This window comes from Streptomyces sp. NPDC006393 (genome assembly GCF_040628575.1).
In the GTDB taxonomy this organism is placed as follows: domain Bacteria; phylum Actinomycetota; class Actinomycetes; order Streptomycetales; family Streptomycetaceae; genus Streptomyces.
This window is the reverse complement of record NZ_JBEXZD010000046.1, coordinates 22,978-36,885: the sequence shown is the minus strand read 5'-3', so window position 1 is coordinate 36,885 and position 13,908 is coordinate 22,978. Positions and strand designations below refer to the sequence as shown.

General features: G+C 68.0%; 16 protein-coding genes and 4 pseudogenes. 12 read left to right on the top strand and 8 right to left on the bottom strand.

Annotated elements, in window-relative coordinates:
• Positions 1-120: 120 nt before the first annotated feature.
• Complete coding sequence (locus ABZ484_RS20395; protein ID WP_358867292.1) at positions 121-789, top strand: DUF1707 domain-containing protein; 669 nt, start codon at positions 121-123, stop codon at positions 787-789.
• Positions 790-902: 113 nt separating this feature from the next.
• On the opposite strand, the pseudogene ABZ484_RS20390 reads toward ABZ484_RS20395, so the two are convergent.
• Positions 903-1,456: pseudogene (locus tag ABZ484_RS20390) on the bottom strand (helix-turn-helix domain-containing protein); the annotation flags it as partial.
• A 144-nt stretch (positions 1,457-1,600) separates the two neighbouring features.
• Here ABZ484_RS20390 and ABZ484_RS20385 point away from each other — a divergent pair.
• The 5 genes and pseudogenes from ABZ484_RS20385 to ABZ484_RS20365 form a co-directional block, all read left to right on the top strand.
• Positions 1,601-1,910: pseudogene (locus tag ABZ484_RS20385) on the top strand (NAD(P)H-dependent oxidoreductase); the annotation flags it as partial.
• A gap of 672 nt (positions 1,911-2,582) precedes the next feature.
• The gene (locus ABZ484_RS20380) at positions 2,583-3,080 is read left to right on the top strand and encodes a hypothetical protein (RefSeq protein ID WP_358867291.1); all 498 of its coding nucleotides are present in this window, start codon (positions 2,583-2,585) and stop codon (positions 3,078-3,080) included.
• The gene (locus ABZ484_RS20375; RefSeq protein ID WP_358867308.1) at positions 3,059-3,250 is read left to right on the top strand and encodes a hypothetical protein; all 192 of its coding nucleotides are present in this window, start codon (positions 3,059-3,061) and stop codon (positions 3,248-3,250) included. Before ABZ484_RS20380 ends, ABZ484_RS20375 begins: the two co-directional genes overlap by 22 nt.
• A 42-nt stretch (positions 3,251-3,292) precedes the next feature.
• Positions 3,293-3,847: a PASTA domain-containing protein gene (locus ABZ484_RS20370; RefSeq protein WP_358867290.1), complete on the top strand. Its 555-nt coding sequence runs from the start codon at positions 3,293-3,295 to the stop codon at positions 3,845-3,847.
• A gap of 40 nt (positions 3,848-3,887) precedes the next feature.
• Positions 3,888-4,397, top strand: a complete 510-nt coding sequence (locus ABZ484_RS20365; protein WP_358867289.1) for a hypothetical protein — start codon at positions 3,888-3,890, stop codon at positions 4,395-4,397.
• Between the two features lie 133 nt (positions 4,398-4,530).
• On the opposite strand, the gene ABZ484_RS20360 is transcribed toward ABZ484_RS20365, so the two are convergent.
• On the bottom strand, positions 4,531-4,890 hold the full coding sequence (locus tag ABZ484_RS20360) for a hypothetical protein (protein ID WP_358867288.1): 360 nt from the start codon (positions 4,888-4,890) through the stop codon (positions 4,531-4,533).
• Positions 4,891-5,237: 347 nt separating this feature from the next.
• Between ABZ484_RS20360 and ABZ484_RS20355 the strand changes: the two genes are divergently transcribed.
• Positions 5,238-6,008, top strand: coding sequence for a hypothetical protein (locus tag ABZ484_RS20355; protein ID WP_358867287.1), 771 nt, complete (start codon positions 5,238-5,240; stop codon positions 6,006-6,008).
• Complete coding sequence (locus tag ABZ484_RS20350) at positions 6,005-6,364, top strand: hypothetical protein (RefSeq protein ID WP_358867286.1); 360 nt, start codon at positions 6,005-6,007, stop codon at positions 6,362-6,364. The genes ABZ484_RS20355 and ABZ484_RS20350 overlap by 4 nt, the downstream gene beginning before the upstream one ends.
• 626 nt (positions 6,365-6,990) lie before the next feature.
• Here ABZ484_RS20350 and ABZ484_RS20345 read toward each other — a convergent pair.
• From ABZ484_RS20345 to ABZ484_RS20335, 3 genes are all read right to left on the bottom strand, one after another.
• Positions 6,991-7,350, bottom strand: a complete 360-nt coding sequence (locus tag ABZ484_RS20345) for a hypothetical protein (RefSeq protein ID WP_358867285.1) — start codon at positions 7,348-7,350, stop codon at positions 6,991-6,993.
• A gap of 15 nt (positions 7,351-7,365) precedes the next feature.
• A complete protein-coding gene (locus tag ABZ484_RS20340; RefSeq protein WP_358867307.1) occupies positions 7,366-7,749 on the bottom strand; it encodes a hypothetical protein in 384 nt (127 codons plus the stop codon).
• Positions 7,750-8,159: 410 nt separating this feature from the next.
• On the bottom strand, positions 8,160-8,765 hold the full coding sequence (locus ABZ484_RS20335) for a dihydrofolate reductase family protein (protein ID WP_358867284.1): 606 nt from the start codon (positions 8,763-8,765) through the stop codon (positions 8,160-8,162).
• A gap of 244 nt (positions 8,766-9,009) precedes the next feature.
• On the opposite strand from ABZ484_RS20335, the gene ABZ484_RS20330 reads away from it, so the two are divergent.
• The 3 genes and pseudogenes from ABZ484_RS20330 to ABZ484_RS20320 all read left to right on the top strand — a co-directional run bounded on the left by ABZ484_RS20330 (position 9,010) and on the right by ABZ484_RS20320 (position 10,845).
• Positions 9,010-9,444: a VOC family protein gene (locus ABZ484_RS20330; RefSeq protein WP_358867283.1), complete on the top strand. Its 435-nt coding sequence runs from the start codon at positions 9,010-9,012 to the stop codon at positions 9,442-9,444.
• A gap of 59 nt (positions 9,445-9,503) precedes the next feature.
• Positions 9,504-9,692: pseudogene (locus ABZ484_RS20325) on the top strand (transposase); the annotation flags it as partial.
• Between the two features lie 715 nt (positions 9,693-10,407).
• The gene (locus ABZ484_RS20320) at positions 10,408-10,845 is read left to right on the top strand and encodes a hypothetical protein (protein ID WP_358867306.1); all 438 of its coding nucleotides are present in this window, start codon (positions 10,408-10,410) and stop codon (positions 10,843-10,845) included.
• 19 nt (positions 10,846-10,864) lie between these two features.
• On the opposite strand, the pseudogene ABZ484_RS20315 reads toward ABZ484_RS20320, so the two are convergent.
• A pseudogene (locus ABZ484_RS20315) lies at positions 10,865-11,353 on the bottom strand (IS701 family transposase); the annotation flags it as partial.
• Between the two features lie 127 nt (positions 11,354-11,480).
• Positions 11,481-11,903: a DUF3592 domain-containing protein gene (locus ABZ484_RS20310; RefSeq protein ID WP_358867282.1), complete on the bottom strand. Its 423-nt coding sequence runs from the start codon at positions 11,901-11,903 to the stop codon at positions 11,481-11,483.
• A 255-nt stretch (positions 11,904-12,158) separates the two neighbouring features.
• Here ABZ484_RS20310 and ABZ484_RS20305 point away from each other — a divergent pair, with 255 nt between their 5' ends.
• The gene (locus tag ABZ484_RS20305) at positions 12,159-12,743 is read left to right on the top strand and encodes an AAA family ATPase (RefSeq protein WP_358867281.1); all 585 of its coding nucleotides are present in this window, start codon (positions 12,159-12,161) and stop codon (positions 12,741-12,743) included.
• A gap of 73 nt (positions 12,744-12,816) precedes the next feature.
• On the opposite strand, the gene ABZ484_RS20300 is transcribed toward ABZ484_RS20305, so the two are convergent.
• Entirely contained in the window at positions 12,817-13,500 is a 684-nt protein-coding gene (locus ABZ484_RS20300) for a class I SAM-dependent methyltransferase (protein WP_358867280.1), read from the bottom strand.
• Positions 13,501-13,908 lie beyond the last annotated feature (408 nt).

Sequence of the window (13,908 nt, the reverse complement as noted above, 5' to 3'; positions counted from 1 at the left end):
CTGACCATCGCCTCTCTGTGATGAGCCCCGCCGGGATCCATGTCGCGATATAGCGTTAGTCTGCTCCTTGCGTCGCTGCCTGCGTCGCGCGAAGACGTTCGACAGGACCAGGACGGAAGCATGTCAGGAGAGATTTCGCCCACCGAGAAGCACTCCGGCACCGGCTCGTCGCCCGAACTGCGCGCCTCTCATGCGGACCGCGACCGGGTGGTGGATGTGCTGCGTATCGCGGCGGGGGACGGCCTGCTGACCGCGGACGAGTTGGACGAGCGTCTGGAAACGGCCTTGTCGGCGCGGACTCTGAGCGAACTGGCCGTGCTCACAGCCGACCTGCCGGCCGTGTCGACCACTGCGGACGGTACTGCGGCAGAGCTCGCAGAGCCCAAAGACGTCGTCCGGATCGAGCAGGTGTTCAGCGGCGCGGTCGAGCGGACGGGCCGCTGGGTGCTGCCGCGGCGGCTGGAGCTCGCGGTGACCTGGTGTGACGTGACGCTCGACTTCACCGAGGCCGTGATCACGCAGGACACCCTGCGGATCGATGTGGCCATGGCGGGGAAGGGCCTGACGCTGGTCACGAGGCCGGGCGTCGAGGTCGATCTCGACGGACTGACCCTGGTCCACTGCAAGCTCAGACACCGCCGCATGCGGACGCCCCCGGACACGCCGGTCACGCTGCGCGTGGAACTGGTCGGCCAGAAGGCCCACGGCAAGGTGGTGGTGCGGCCCCCGCGTCGGACATTCTGGCAGTGGCTGCAGCGCAGGCCCACGCCCCTTGCTGCAGGTGATTGACTCCAGGGTTGTGAACTGCCGGCGGGGCGGTCGGCGAGGTCTCACGGGCCGGATGACGCTCAGGTATTGCGGGCGCGGCCGCTGCCGAAGTAAGTCTGGTCAGCTCGACTGCCGGGGTCCTCGGGGTATTTCCCGGCGGCCAGGCGCAGGTGCCCGACCACGTCGAGGGTGCATGGCCTCCCAGTTCGCGTACAGACCGCGCTCGGCCTCCTCGAGGAAGATGTTCCGGGCGGTGTTCACGCCCGGCATCGACCCGCCGAAGAGGAGCCCCGCGAAGCGGTTCCCGGCAAGTACGTCCCGGCGGTGGTTCATGATCAGCGCGGGTGCGTCGGCGACCAGGCCGAAGGGACACGCAGCAACTCCGCCGGACCCGCCCGCCCGGCGCCTTCGCACGGCGGCTGTGCTGCCGGGCGAGTCGGTAGAGGTGCCCGCGTTCGGTCTCGTCAAGGCCCAGGACGCGGGCGAGCGCGTCGAGGACCTGCTCGGAGGGCTGGGTCGCCCGGCCCTGCTCCAGGCGTACGTAGTAGTCGACGCTGACTCCGGGCAGGTGCGCGACCTCTTCGCGGCGCAGCCCTTCGACCCGGCGGCGACTGTCGGTGGGGATGCCTGCGGCCGCCGGGCCGACCCGGGAACGCCGGGTCCGCGGAGACCCAGCAAGATCGTCCATGCCCCCAGTATGGCCGCGGTACGACCGTGAAGGTGGTCGGTGGTCCTGCCAGTACCAGGAAGTCCCGTCCGATGGAAACAGCTTCCCTGAACGCCGGGCGCCGCAGAGCCCAGGATCGAAGGCATCCGATCCGAAGGAGCTCCCATGAAGACGCTGATCATCTCCCCCCCCCCGGAGCCGACGTCGCTCAACAGCTGGCTGAAGGACCTCGCGGTGTCCACGTTGGAGAATGCCGGGCACGAGGTACGGGTGAGCGATCTGTACTCGATGAACTGGAAGGCGGTCGCGGACGCCGCGGACTACGGCCCCAACGCCTCAGGACCGCTGAAGGTCTTGAGCCCTGGACTCGGGCCGGGCTTTCGACGCCGGGGCGCTCACCGCGGACGTCCCCGCCGAGCGGGAGACGCTGCTCTGGGCCGACACGATCATTTTCCAGTCCCCGCTGTGGTGGTACAGGGGCTGGGGGATGCAGGGCATACCGAGGAAGCCCTGGCGGGTCTTGCGAACCATCGCCGCAGTCCGCTGGATCTCGGCGCGTTCGGCGTCGGTGAGTTGTCGACCTCCTCAGTGACGCGGATCAGCCGCCGGACGCAGGCGATTTCCTCGTCGGGCGGGGTGGCCTCGCGGGCCCACTCGTCGGCTTCGGTCATCGACCGCAGCCTTTCCAGCTGCCGCAGTAGACCGTCGAGGTAGGCGCCAAGCTCGGGGAGGTAGGAGATGTCAGTGGAGTAGTGGTCGCAGCTCAGGCAGCGGAACCGCAGGGGGCAGGCGCCGCCGGCTGCAATGTGGCCCTGCAAGCGCAGGCCCTGCCAAGTCCCGCTGGCACAGGTCGTGAGAGCAGCGGTGCCGGGCGCAGCCGGCGAAGGTCGCGGAGACCACAAACCGATCACATGCCTTCACGTATTTCACACATCTCGGGTTGATGCGCTAACTTGATGCAGCTTTCAACATCAAGGGGGACGAGGTACTGCCAGGTGGAGGCCTGCCGATCCATGCATGGGCCTGCCGCCTACCTGTCTGTGCCACCGCGCTGCCGTGTAGCCATCCGTGTTGCTGGTGCCGGGCTCGGCCCGGGCAGCGACAGAACTGTGGCGCCGCTCGTTCCCGCTGAATTGGGGGGGACGTAATGGAGTTTCGTATGCCAGTCAGTGATGTCCCGATACCCGCAGGTGGCGAGCCGACGCCGCGTCTCGCCGATTGCACGTCCTGGACGTCGATGTGGACGGGCACGATTGACAGGCCCAACGAAGGACAGGTGCCCTTCTTCGAGCCGGGTGTCGCCGAGTTGCTGACCAAATCGCTGGACTCCGGTCGGTTGCGTTGCACCTCGAGCTCGGCCGAAGCCTGCGACTTCGGTGACGTGCACTTCATCTGCGTGAGCACGCCGCAGCGGCCTGATTCTAGCGCGGCGGACCTGCAGTACGTCGACAGCGCGGCGGCGGAGCCAGGTGGCGCATCTGCGCTGGCGTGCCCTTGTGGTCGGCAAGTCCACGGTGCCCGTTGGTACCGCGCCCGGGTCACGGAGCCCGTACGCCGTGTGGCGCCGGCCGGTGATGCGGTCGAGGTGGCCTGGAACCTCAGTTCCTGCGCGAGGGGTGCGCCGTGGAGACACGCTGCGACCTGACCGGCTCGTCTTGGGCGTCGCTTTCCTCATCAGTCCGCCAGCACGGTGACTGGCGGCAGGTCGGCCGGTTCGCGCTCGCCTTCACTGCCCGCGACCAAAAGCTCACCTCCAGCGAGCGGCGCGTCGAGCTGGAGGCCGCGCTGAAAAAGCTGGTCGCCGCCGAGTCCTGACCCGTTCCAACCAACCGTCACTTTCTGATCCAAGGGGGGATCATGTACGACCCGAACATCCCGCAGCAGCCGACCAAGACGTCCCGGCCCTGGTACAGGATGAAGCGGACTTGGCTCGGCGGTTTCGCTGCCCTGGTCGTCATCGGCGCCATCGCGGGCGGCAGCGGCGACTCCAAGGACGCCAAGGCCAGCACCCCGGCGCCAGTGAAGACGGTCACCGCGACACCGACACCGACCCCGACATCGGCATCGGCATCGGCATCGGCCGACGACACGCTGAAGGACCCGCAGGACGACAACACGAAGGACCACGAGGATCTGCAGAAGCAGATCGACAAGGCGTCCAAGTCCGCCGAGGCCAACAACCCCGACAGGGACGCGGGCACGGTGCCCGACGTCGTCGGCATGAACCACGCCGAGGCCCTGCATCTGCTGCACCTCAGCGGCTTCATGGTCAACGAGGAGGACGCCAGCGGCGACCGCTGGATCCTCGACAACAGCAACTGGAAGGTATGCCGCCAGGAGCCCGGCCCCGGCTACCACCCAACCACATTGCGCGTGGCGATCTACTCCGTGAAGCTCGACGAATCCTGCTGACCGGCAACCCATCACAACTCTCTCATCCCAAGGGGGAATCATGAACAACCGTCCGAACACTCCTGCCCCCGCGCCGCGCCCGGCCGACGCCCGGCCGCTTTACAAGCGCAAGCGCGTGTGGGCCGGGGCCGTGCTGCTACTGGCCGTCGGTTCCGGCATCGGCGCCAGCGGCCAGGACGCCCCGGACAAGACGGTCGCCGTACCGACGGTGAGAGTCACCACCACGGCCACCCAGACCGTCACCGCCACGCCGCAGCCGTCCGTCACCGTCACCAAGACGGCCAAACCCAAGCCCGCGCCGACCGTCACCGTCACCGAGACCGAGCAGGCCTCCAGCAGCGACAGCTACTCCGGCTCCGACAGCAGCAGCGACGACAGCAGCAACGGCAGTACCCACACGGGCACCTGCTCCATCACGTCCAACGCCGGGAACTGCTACCGGGCCGGGCAGTACTGCCGCAACAGCGACCACGGCGCCTCGACCACCACCGCCTCCGGCACGCCCATCACCTGCCGCTACAGCTCCGGCGCCTGGCGCTGGAGCTACTGAAGGCAGGAGGTCAGCCATGCCCAAGCTCTACGACGGGCCCGGCTGGTGCTACGGCAGGCCGGGGACGGGCTGCTGGGGCAGGAATGCTCGGCACCATGTCATGCACCCGGAGTGAAGCGCCGCGAGGCCGGTCCTACCAGGCCAGGCTCACGGTAATGGACACATCCGCGCAGCCGCTCAACGTCCGCTCCAGTGCCTCCTGTTCGATGGCGTCGATGCTCAGGCCCAAACGGGTCTTGTCGGCCACCCAGTCAGTGACGTACTCGCACCGGTAGTTGGCTGCCAGCGGCAGCCAGGTCGAGGGATCCTGGCCCGCCTTGGACCGGTTCGAGGCAGCGGAACGCAGGACCAGGTCGAGCAGCTCCGCGATCAGTACGGGCCTCCCCCTCCCCCCCACGAGCCGTGGAGTGAGCAGCAGACCGCCACGTGCGAGGCCGCGTGGCGTGTCTGGCGCGACCTCGCCCGCGACGTCCAGGCCGCGATCACCGAGCACGCGAAGGATGAGGGTCGGCCGCGGAACGAGGTCGAGGCCAGCGCGAATCGACAGTGACGATGAGGCGGGGCGAACGGGCTGGTGTGGACTGGCGGCAATGAAAACGCCGTTCTCGTCCGTCGATGGGGGTCGAAGACGGCGCGGCGTTGCCGGTCCATGCCCTTCCATGCCGAATGGCCTTCACCCGCTGTGACTGCTCCCGCCTCCGGCCTCGTCTGTCGCGACGCGTCAGCAGATCGACCCGGAGCCGCGTCTTTGCGCGAGCATGTGCAACTCAGGCCACTGAGCGGGCATTTGATACTACTCTCAGCCCCTGGATCTGTGCTCGCTGGGCAGGAACGGGTGGAATGACGCCGGAGACGAAGAACAAGGTCATCGACCGTACTCTGACGGGCCTTGCCGTCGTCTTCGGCAGTGTGGCCTTCGCCCTGTCAGTCGTCGCCGGCCAGTCCGAGGGCATCAACTGGACGCTGCTCATCCCTGGAATCATCAGTACGGCGATCACGCTGGTCGTAGCCGCGGCCGAGAAGTCCCGGACCAACAAACTCCGCGCGGCTACCGAGCAGCTCGCACGGGACGCCGAAGCCCGCTACGAGTTGCTGGTCTCGGGCCTCGTCCCCAGCACGAAGCATGTGGCGACCATCGCCGGGCTGACCGTTGCCTCCGCCCCCGTCGACGCACAGCGCGGACGGCTCGATCAGTCGGTGGCCGTCTCGGCGGCCGGCGTGGCGCCAGCCTCCCGCGGCATGTTCTACCGGTACGACCCGGGCTCGGGAGTCTTCACTCTCGCCTCGGAGTGGCCCGGAGGGTCCCGGCAGCGGATCCGCCCATCCGACGCAGGGCATATCGCAATGAAACGAGCGGTCGACGATAATCTGGTCTTCAATGGCGGGACGCTGCCTTCGCCATTCAAGGTCAACGTCACCTCCGGGACAACGCCCGTCTCACCGGACGCCGTCGCGATCGTTCCGGTACGCGTGGGCCCGGCCCCGCTGGGGGTCCTGGCCGTCGACTCCGACCGCTCCTCGTGGTCCACTGGGGTGACGGAGTTCAGCGATCGCGACATCCGTCAGCTCCTGCTGCTGGCGGACCTTCTCACCGCCGGGTTGGCACCATGAGCGCTCCCGCACCCCGCCCCACGCCGCGACACCCGTGGACAGAGGCCGCCGTCGAGGCCCACCTGCGTGAACCCAGCAGCTTCTACACGGACCAGGCCAGCTCGCTCGCCCAGGTCAACGCAAGTATCGACGCGAGGATGGCAGAGATCTACCGATCACTGCCCGGCGAGCGGCTCAGCTTTTCGCTCTCCCTTGCCGGCACTCTCGCCGGGGCCGTGTGGCTGGCTGTCGCCGGAACCCTCTGGGCGATCGCCCCTGGCGTGATCACCGTCGGCATCGTCGTCGTCTGGGCCACCGCAGGCACCCGCCGCCAGCCCGCTCCCCCACCGTCTCCGCCGCCTGTGCGGCCCGAGTAACTCTGCAGGACGCCACGACGCTCCTGCCAGGCCTGTGGTTCTCTGTAGCGAGCGGCGTTCTATCGGCGGAAGCCTCGCCTGGGATCCCTGATGCTGTGGCTGCCTAACGGCGCGAACCAGGCGGTCGCCCTGAGGTCGCCCACGCCCATGGACGGGTTCGCCGGGTCCTCGGGATCCGCGATGCCGCTGAGTTTCGGGCGGAAGAGCATCAGGACGTCGTGGTCCTGGAATAGCAGATCCGAACAGCTGTCCTAGCTGTAGTCGTCGCCGTGTTCGGGGAGAGTGTGGTGAGCGTCCGTGTCAGGGCGGTCTCGCAGGTAGTTCGGGGGCATTCTCGATGGCCAGGTGCAGGGCCATCTCCTCCGCACTGCAGGTAGGTTCAGGCCATCCGCCCTGAGCCAGGTCTTCGCCAGGTCGTCGAAGGCGCGTGCCATGCGTCGCCGCCATCGGCGGCCGTCCAGGTGAGCGGGGCAGCCGGCCGAAGACTTGCCAGCCGGTGGAGTCGGTGTCGGGAAGGAACTGGTCCCCCAGTCGGAGCGCGTCGTCGTAGGCCTGGTCCGCGAGGAGGGTCAGGGCCGTGTGGAGCAGGTAGGCGGTGCGGGGGGGTGAGCTGCCAGCCGCACTCCTCATGATCCATGCGGCGTGTTCGGGTAGGTAGGTCCCGGATCGCCACTGGTGACGGCGTAGACGGCCTCGCGTGACTGTTTGCGCCCGGTCTCCTGGCGGCGGCGGTGCACCCGCCGCGCCTGCCTGCCGTAGGGGAAGGCCAGCCCGCCCGTGGACGCGGCGAGGGTGAGCGCTTTGAGCGAGCGGAATTCCCGTCGGCCGTGTCCGGGCTGTGAGGCGGTGTGGGCGATGGGCACCTCGTCCCACGGCAGGTTGGTCAGCTGCGCGAACGCGGTCGGCTGGTTGCCCTTGATGACCGTGAGGTCGTGGGTGTCCTTGTCCTGTACCAGCCAGCGGACCTGCTCCTTGACGCTGTGCATCCGCATCGAAGGTGATCACGGCCGTGGCCAGGTCCAGCAACTCAAGCAGCAGGCGGAACGCGACCGTCTCGTTCGTCTCGCACCGACTTCCCGCTGGGCGAGGGTGATCGCGGCAGGGGCATGGCTGACGGCCAACAGCAGGTGCCGGTGGCGCTGGACCAGGTGCGCGGAGCCGGCCAGCGACTTGCCATCCACCGCGATCGCCCGCCCGGGCGCGGCCGCGGCCTGCACGTCGCCGCGGTCGTGATCGGCCAGGTAGGCGCCCACGGCCGTGTCCAGGGCGTCGCCGTCGGCGGCGGCCAGGATCCGGGTGAGGGTGGGGTGAGAGGGGGCACGGTAGCGGCGTGGCGACGCACGCCCATCCGTGCCAGCAGGCCGACGGCGGCGCGCCAGCCCCACTCGGCGATCTCCTCGATGGTCCGCGCGCCGGAGACCACCGCGCACGAGCAGATCAGCAGCACGCTGACCAAAGGATATAAACAGCAGCGGCGCGAGCGTGGGTCAGGGACGCGCTCGCGATGGGCGCGCAGACGCCCGATGCCGCGCTCGTCGAGCGGACCCAGTTCGGTCAGGACAGCAAGGATGGGCGAAGATGAGCGGGCAGGCACGGGACCTCTTCGTGATCAGCTGGCTTCGACACCAACATGATCACTGGCTCCGTGCCTGTTCTGCTGCGGCGTCAACTCCCGCCGTGCAGCGGCGATGGAACGGGCGTCCTAACGTTGGCCGTTCGCCCCCGATTAGGTCTTGCTCCGCGCCCCGCCGGCGCCGACCTGGCGGCCGTCCAGACCGGCGCCGGCGGGGCGACGTCATGCACGGACGCCGAGCGGCGGGTGCTCGAGCACGCGGGGCTTGTACTCGACCAGCTGGATGCGGCCGTCGAAGGTGCGGTGCTCGATCATCTCGAGGGCAACGTCCGGATAGCCGTCGTAGATGCGTTCTTCGCCAGTGGCCCCGGTGATCACCGGGAACATCACGACCCGGAAGCGGTCGACGAGTCCGGCTCGTAGCAGGGACCGGGACAGGCTGAGGCTGCCGATCGTGCTGAGGAGCCCCGAGCCACTCGACTTCATGGCGCGGACCGCCTCGACGGCGTCGTCGCGGACGAGCGTGGAGTTGGCCCACGTCAGTGGCTCCTCGAGTGAGGAGGAGAACACCACCTTGGACGCTTGCGTGAGCTCGTCGACGGACGCCTCTTCTTCGGGCCTGAACTCGTCTTGGTCATTGGGGACCTCGCCTGCGGCGAAGCCCGACATCAGGCGGTAGGTGTTCGCTCCCATCAGGTAGGTGGCTTCGGGCTGCTCGCCGAGCCATGCGAGGTACTCCGGGCCCTCGAGGCCCCAGAACCCGGGCCATCCCTCCCCCGATGCATAGCCGTCGAGGGAGGTGATGAAGTCGACGAGAAGCTCCGACATGGCGGTGTCCTTTCCTGGGGTGACACGAGCTTGGACCGGACGGGAGCCACAAACTCATCGGCCGCGCTGTGGAGCAAATCGACGGCGAACTGATCGCGCTGGTCTTCGCCAGCGACGGCGAGGCCATCTGTTCTCGATCGGAGCCAGCGGACAAGTGGCGGTGCCCCACCAGTCACGGCGTATCAGCAGCCGTCTTTCCTCCGACTCAGCCGCGACTGTCAGAGGTGCGCTATACGGTCCTGCTATGGCAGCCAGAATCGATCTGACCCTTGATTGCGCAGACGCGAAGCTCCTCGCCGAGTTTTGGAAGACGGCCCTGGGGTATGTGGACGAGCCGCCGCCCGCTCCCTTCAGAACGCGCGAGGAGTGGCTCGCACAGTTCGACCTTCCGGAGGACGATTTCGCGGACGACGGCGCGTGGCTCTGCGATCCTGACGGCGCCGGCCCCCGGCTCTGCATCCTCAAGGTCCCCGAGCCGAAGACCGCGAAGAACCGACTACATATCGACATCCGGGTGCCGGGACACGGCAGCCCCGGTGAGAAGTGGGCGCGGATCAGGGCGGAGTCCGAGCGGCTGGCGAAGGCGGGCGCAGTCGTCCTGGAGGAGTTCGAGGGGCACCATATGGTGATGGCCGACCCGGAGGGCAATGAGTTCTGCGTTGGTGCGGCCCCAGCATGAAGGTGAACGGGGGCGGGATCGCCCCGTCGCCGACCGGCACGATTCGCTCATCGCCCAGTAGCCGACTCTGGTCGAACAATCCGCAAGAACGCCTGAACAACGAGATCCGCCGCCGCACCGACGTGGTGGGCATCTTCCCCGACCGCACCGCCCTGATCCGCCGGGTCGGCGCGGTGCTGGCCGAGCAGAACGACGAGTGGACCGAAGCCCGCCGCTACATAAGGCTGGAACTGCCGGCCAAGGCCCGGCTCCACCCGATCGAATCGAGACCGACGAGACCGTCCTGCCCACCGAACTCACCGCACAGCCTCAAAAAATGGCCGCGGAGGGGCGGAACGACGGTGCTGCCGTCCGCGCGTTGCACGGCGACGTTGCGGGGTCCGGCGGCCGGGCGGCGGCCGGACCAGGTGAGGTGCAGCCAAGCCGGCGATGATGTCCGGGGCGCGGCGTGCGGTTGGCTCCGGCGAGTTGCTCCCAGTACCTGGTGGATCCGCACAGCGCGGCGATCGCCTGGCGGCAGGGTTGTTGGCGGTCTGATGCATGGGCGTGTTCTGCCTTCCGGGGGCGAGTGGCAAATCCAGGACGACCGGCGTCGGCCGTCCCGGAGGAGGACCAGGTCCTCCTTGCTGCCGGCGTGGCGCGCGGTGGCCCAGGCTGCGGCGGCTTCCTCTCGGTTGGGGGTCGGGTTGAGGCGCCGGCCCTCCGCTTCGAGATTCTGCTTTCAGTCGGTTGAGCGTCGCGGATTCTCACGCGGCCTCGAGGCTGGCCATGAGCCGGTCGCGGTTGCGCACGGCTCAGTTGGCGAGTTCACAGCTGAGGTTTCGAGTTGAGCGCTTCGGCCGCCGGGGCGATGGGCCTGGCTCGTGTCCCGTCCGATGGCGCAGGTGGACCCGGCTGGACCGACAGCATCACGGTCCGGAACTCCGTCGAATGGCAGGGTTGCCCGAACGTACGATGACGCCCATGCGCCCGCTCTGGTTCGAGTTCGACGAACACGACAAGACGCCGGAAAACTGCGACCCGTCCCAGCGCGAGTTCCTGCGCCTGGTTCGAGAGGGCGCCCAGGAATGGCCGTGCCGGGCCAGCGACACCTACGTACTGTTCTTCCCCCGCGACGAACTCGATGAGGGCGGCAACACCGCGGAGCACGATGAGATGCGCCTGGTGGTGGACCTCAGCCACCACCGCGTACGCTTCCTTGCGCTCGGTGCCTCCCTGGAGGAGGACACCGTACGGTGCAGTGAACTGCACATCTGCAACTTCGCGTTGACGCAGGAGCGCCCGGACGTCGTGCCGCGCGAGCGGAGCGGACCCGTCGAGGACCTGGCAGCCTTCGCCACCGACTGGCTCGGCGAGATCCTGCGCCGACCGGCGCTGCGGTACGACGGCCGCCGATACTGACCCCATGCCGCTCACTCTCGGTTGGGAAAGTCTCCCCCACCCGCCATCTGGAACCTGCGACCTTGACTAGGGTGGCCAAGGATGCCGACGTGGTGGAGTGACAGCGGTAGTAAGCGAGTTCACCGGCTGCGGTCGCGGCTGCTCAGCAGCTGGAGGTGGTCCGGGGCCGGCTCGGGGTCGGCTCGGCGAGGTCGATGACGGCCCAGTCGTAGAACCGCTGTCCCTTCGCGCCGCGCCCGGCCGAGAGCTTCTGCCAGGCCTGCTTGGGCACCTTCGCCGTCAGGGCATCGGAGCGGAACTTGCCGGCGCCGGTGGGAACTTCGGCCGCGCAGGCCACCGCGAGGACGTAGCCGATGCCGCGTTCCTCCAGAGCCGTACGGAGTCTTGGGTGACCGCCGTAGACCTTGTCCCCGGTGACCCAGCCGACGTGATGTCCGGCGTCCCGGAACCGTTCGGTCGTCCCACGGGCCAGATCCGGCTTGGTCGCGAAGACGGTGTCCTGACCGAGGCGCGGCATCGTCATACAGATGCTCGACGACGTACTCGCGCACGTCATCACGGACCGAACCAGCTGCGATCACCCGATCGAGACGCCCGTTCGACGCGCACCTCTCAAGATCGGAAGCAACAGCTTCTCAGCCGAACACCAGGCCGAGCACGACGCCCACGGCGATGAGTGCCAGGCCAGTGCCCCAGAAGAAGCGCAAGTAGAGGCCGTCCTCTGTGGGGTCGATGTCCGCGAGTGTGCCCGTGCGGGCTCGGGACGGCTTGTGGCGGTCGTACATCACGGGTACGACCGTGCCCACGGGCCCGCGGGACGGGACGCCCGTCTCCATGAACCGGGCCACGGCCTCACCGTCGGGGAGGCGTATGACGTAGGTGATGCGCGGCCCGCCACGGATGCCTTCCTCCAGCACGGATTCCGCTTCGCCCTCGATGCCATGTCGCTGCAGTCGGCGCAGCTTCCACTGGGGATACAGATTTCCCGTCGTCCCCCACAGCAGAACGCCGCCCAGGGCGGCCAGCACGACGCCGGCATTGCTCAAGAAGGCGTTCATCGCCCCCACAACCCTATTCCGCCAAGATCGCACACACTTACCCGAGACCGTGCACTCGTCCACCTCTAAAGGCGTGACCTTAGCGGGTCACCGCTCAAGATCGAAAAACCAACAGCTTCCGAGGAGTGCCGGCGCAAGTCGTTGCCGTCAGGCGTGATCGGGTAAGGGGACTTGGCTCCGCCCAGAGCGCGCGGCATGCTGATCCCGGCATGCGGGCCTGACCTGCGGGCCCGGCAGCGGAGCGGGGGAATCGCGTTGATCGTCTGGGTGAACGGTGCCTTCGGCAGTGGGAAGACCACGCTGGTGGATGAACTGCGGCCGCGCTGGCCCGAGGCCCTGGTCTACGACCCGGAGATGGTCGGATTCGTGCTGCGGAAGATCGTGGAGGTGCCGACCGGTAACTTTCAGGACCTTAGGTTGTGGCGGCGCCAGGTTGGTGATCTGGCGGTGGGTCTGGTGGAGGAGTACGGCCGCCCGGTCCTGGTCCCCATGACCTTGATCAACCCCGCCTACGTCAGTGAGATCTTCGGCGCGCTGAAGGGCGCGGATATCGACGTCCACCATTTCTTCCTCAAGGCGTCCCGAGAGGTTCTGGAGACGCGGATCGACGGCCGGAGCTTCACCCCGGACAGGCCGGATCAGGACGAACGGGTTCGGCGCTGGTGCAAGGACCAAATCGATTCGTGCATGGCCGCGGCCGGCACGCTGCCCAGCGACACGACCTTCCTGGACGCCGGACTGACTCCGCGGGAGTTGGCCGACCAAGTCCTGGCCCGAGTGCACTCCGGCGGGTCCTCCGCCGCTGCAGAACTCGGCTCGACGGCGCTCCATCTTCGGTGAGAATGCCCAACCTTCACTGCGGCAGGTCAACCTCGCTGTCCTGTGGCAGCGAAACTTGAGCGTGTGCCATCGATTACTGATGCCGTGGAGCGAGCGGTTGGGCGGGGCCGGCCGGCGGTTCTGCGATGCCGATGATGCTCCCGTCCATGGCCCGGACGCGAGCCACCCATTTCAGTGCTGTGAGGTCGTCGGCGAGTCTCTGAGCGTCGCGGAACACCTTCACGATCCGGTACCGGGTGCCGTCGTCGAGTTGGCGCAGGACCGTGGGAACGGGCTCGTCCACGACGCCCTTCTCGCTCGCAGCAGCGGCTGGGCCATCGTCGATGAAGATCGCTTTGCCGCCTGGCGCGAGCAGGGCAGCGACGGCATTCCAGAAGTCGGACCACCGCCTCGGCGGAACATGGGAGAGCCAGAAGGCGAAGAACACCGTGTCGTAGCGCCGCGACGGCTGCCATTCGAACAGATCAGCCTGACGGAACTGGACATGGGGGAAGGGAGTGCGCGTACGGGCGATGGCCAGCACCTCGGCTGCCGCGTCGACACCTGTCACCGATCGGGCCCGGGCGGCAAGCTTCCGGGTCCACTGGCCTGTCCCGCAGGCCAGCTCCAGCACATCCCCGCTGACTGGAAGTTCGTCGACCACGGTCAGCAACCGCTGCAGCTCCTCCAGCTCCGCATAGGGCCGGTCGTACTCGGCCGACGCCGCGCGGTAGTAGGCCATCTGCTCCGCCAGGAGGGCATCGTCATCACCATGCATGCTCAGAAGGATCAGGTCTGCCCCTGAGGCAAGGTCAACCCCTGCCTTCGGCCACTCCTCACCCAAGTTTGAGCGGTCGATGTGACGGCGCCTTCGCTCTGGGCGCGTCTGAAGCCCGATTGGTCCCGGGGCCCGGCTGAAGCCGCTCACGTTCGGTGGAGGCGAGAGGCTGCCGCTAGGCCTGACGGTGCATCACGCTCAAAGCACTGCCCCGGCCGTCAAGAACGTCACCGTGCCCAGCGGCACCGTGTTCGTCGTAGAGGCGGTCCCAGATCTGTTTGGGTAGAAGACCAGCGTCGATCATGCGACGGACGCGCCTCGCATGCGACGGACGCGTGCGGATCAGGTGGCCGACCAAACGCCGCTTCGGCCGGTACGGCCCGTCGTTCGGATCAGGATCAGGCGCCG

Coding starts and splice junctions, on each gene's coding strand:
- ABZ484_RS20310 (WP_358867282.1), bottom strand. CDS start 11,903: ATGAACGCCTTCTTGAGCAATGCCGGCGTCGTGCTGGCCGCCCTGGGC.
- ABZ484_RS20300 (WP_358867280.1), bottom strand. CDS start 13,500: ATGCATGGTGATGACGATGCCCTCCTGGCGGAGCAGATGGCCTACTAC.
- ABZ484_RS20370 (WP_358867290.1), top strand. CDS start 3,293: ATGTACGACCCGAACATCCCGCAGCAGCCGACCAAGACGTCCCGGCCC.
- ABZ484_RS20320 (WP_358867306.1), top strand. CDS start 10,408: ATGCGCCCGCTCTGGTTCGAGTTCGACGAACACGACAAGACGCCGGAA.
- ABZ484_RS20355 (WP_358867287.1), top strand. CDS start 5,238: ATGACGCCGGAGACGAAGAACAAGGTCATCGACCGTACTCTGACGGGC.
- ABZ484_RS20395 (WP_358867292.1), top strand. CDS start 121: ATGTCAGGAGAGATTTCGCCCACCGAGAAGCACTCCGGCACCGGCTCG.
- ABZ484_RS20365 (WP_358867289.1), top strand. CDS start 3,888: ATGAACAACCGTCCGAACACTCCTGCCCCCGCGCCGCGCCCGGCCGAC.
- ABZ484_RS20335 (WP_358867284.1), bottom strand. CDS start 8,765: ATGTCGGAGCTTCTCGTCGACTTCATCACCTCCCTCGACGGCTATGCA.
- ABZ484_RS20380 (WP_358867291.1), top strand. CDS start 2,583: ATGGAGTTTCGTATGCCAGTCAGTGATGTCCCGATACCCGCAGGTGGC.
- ABZ484_RS20330 (WP_358867283.1), top strand. CDS start 9,010: ATGGCAGCCAGAATCGATCTGACCCTTGATTGCGCAGACGCGAAGCTC.
- ABZ484_RS20345 (WP_358867285.1), bottom strand. CDS start 7,350: ATGCACAGCGTCAAGGAGCAGGTCCGCTGGCTGGTACAGGACAAGGAC.
- ABZ484_RS20350 (WP_358867286.1), top strand. CDS start 6,005: ATGAGCGCTCCCGCACCCCGCCCCACGCCGCGACACCCGTGGACAGAG.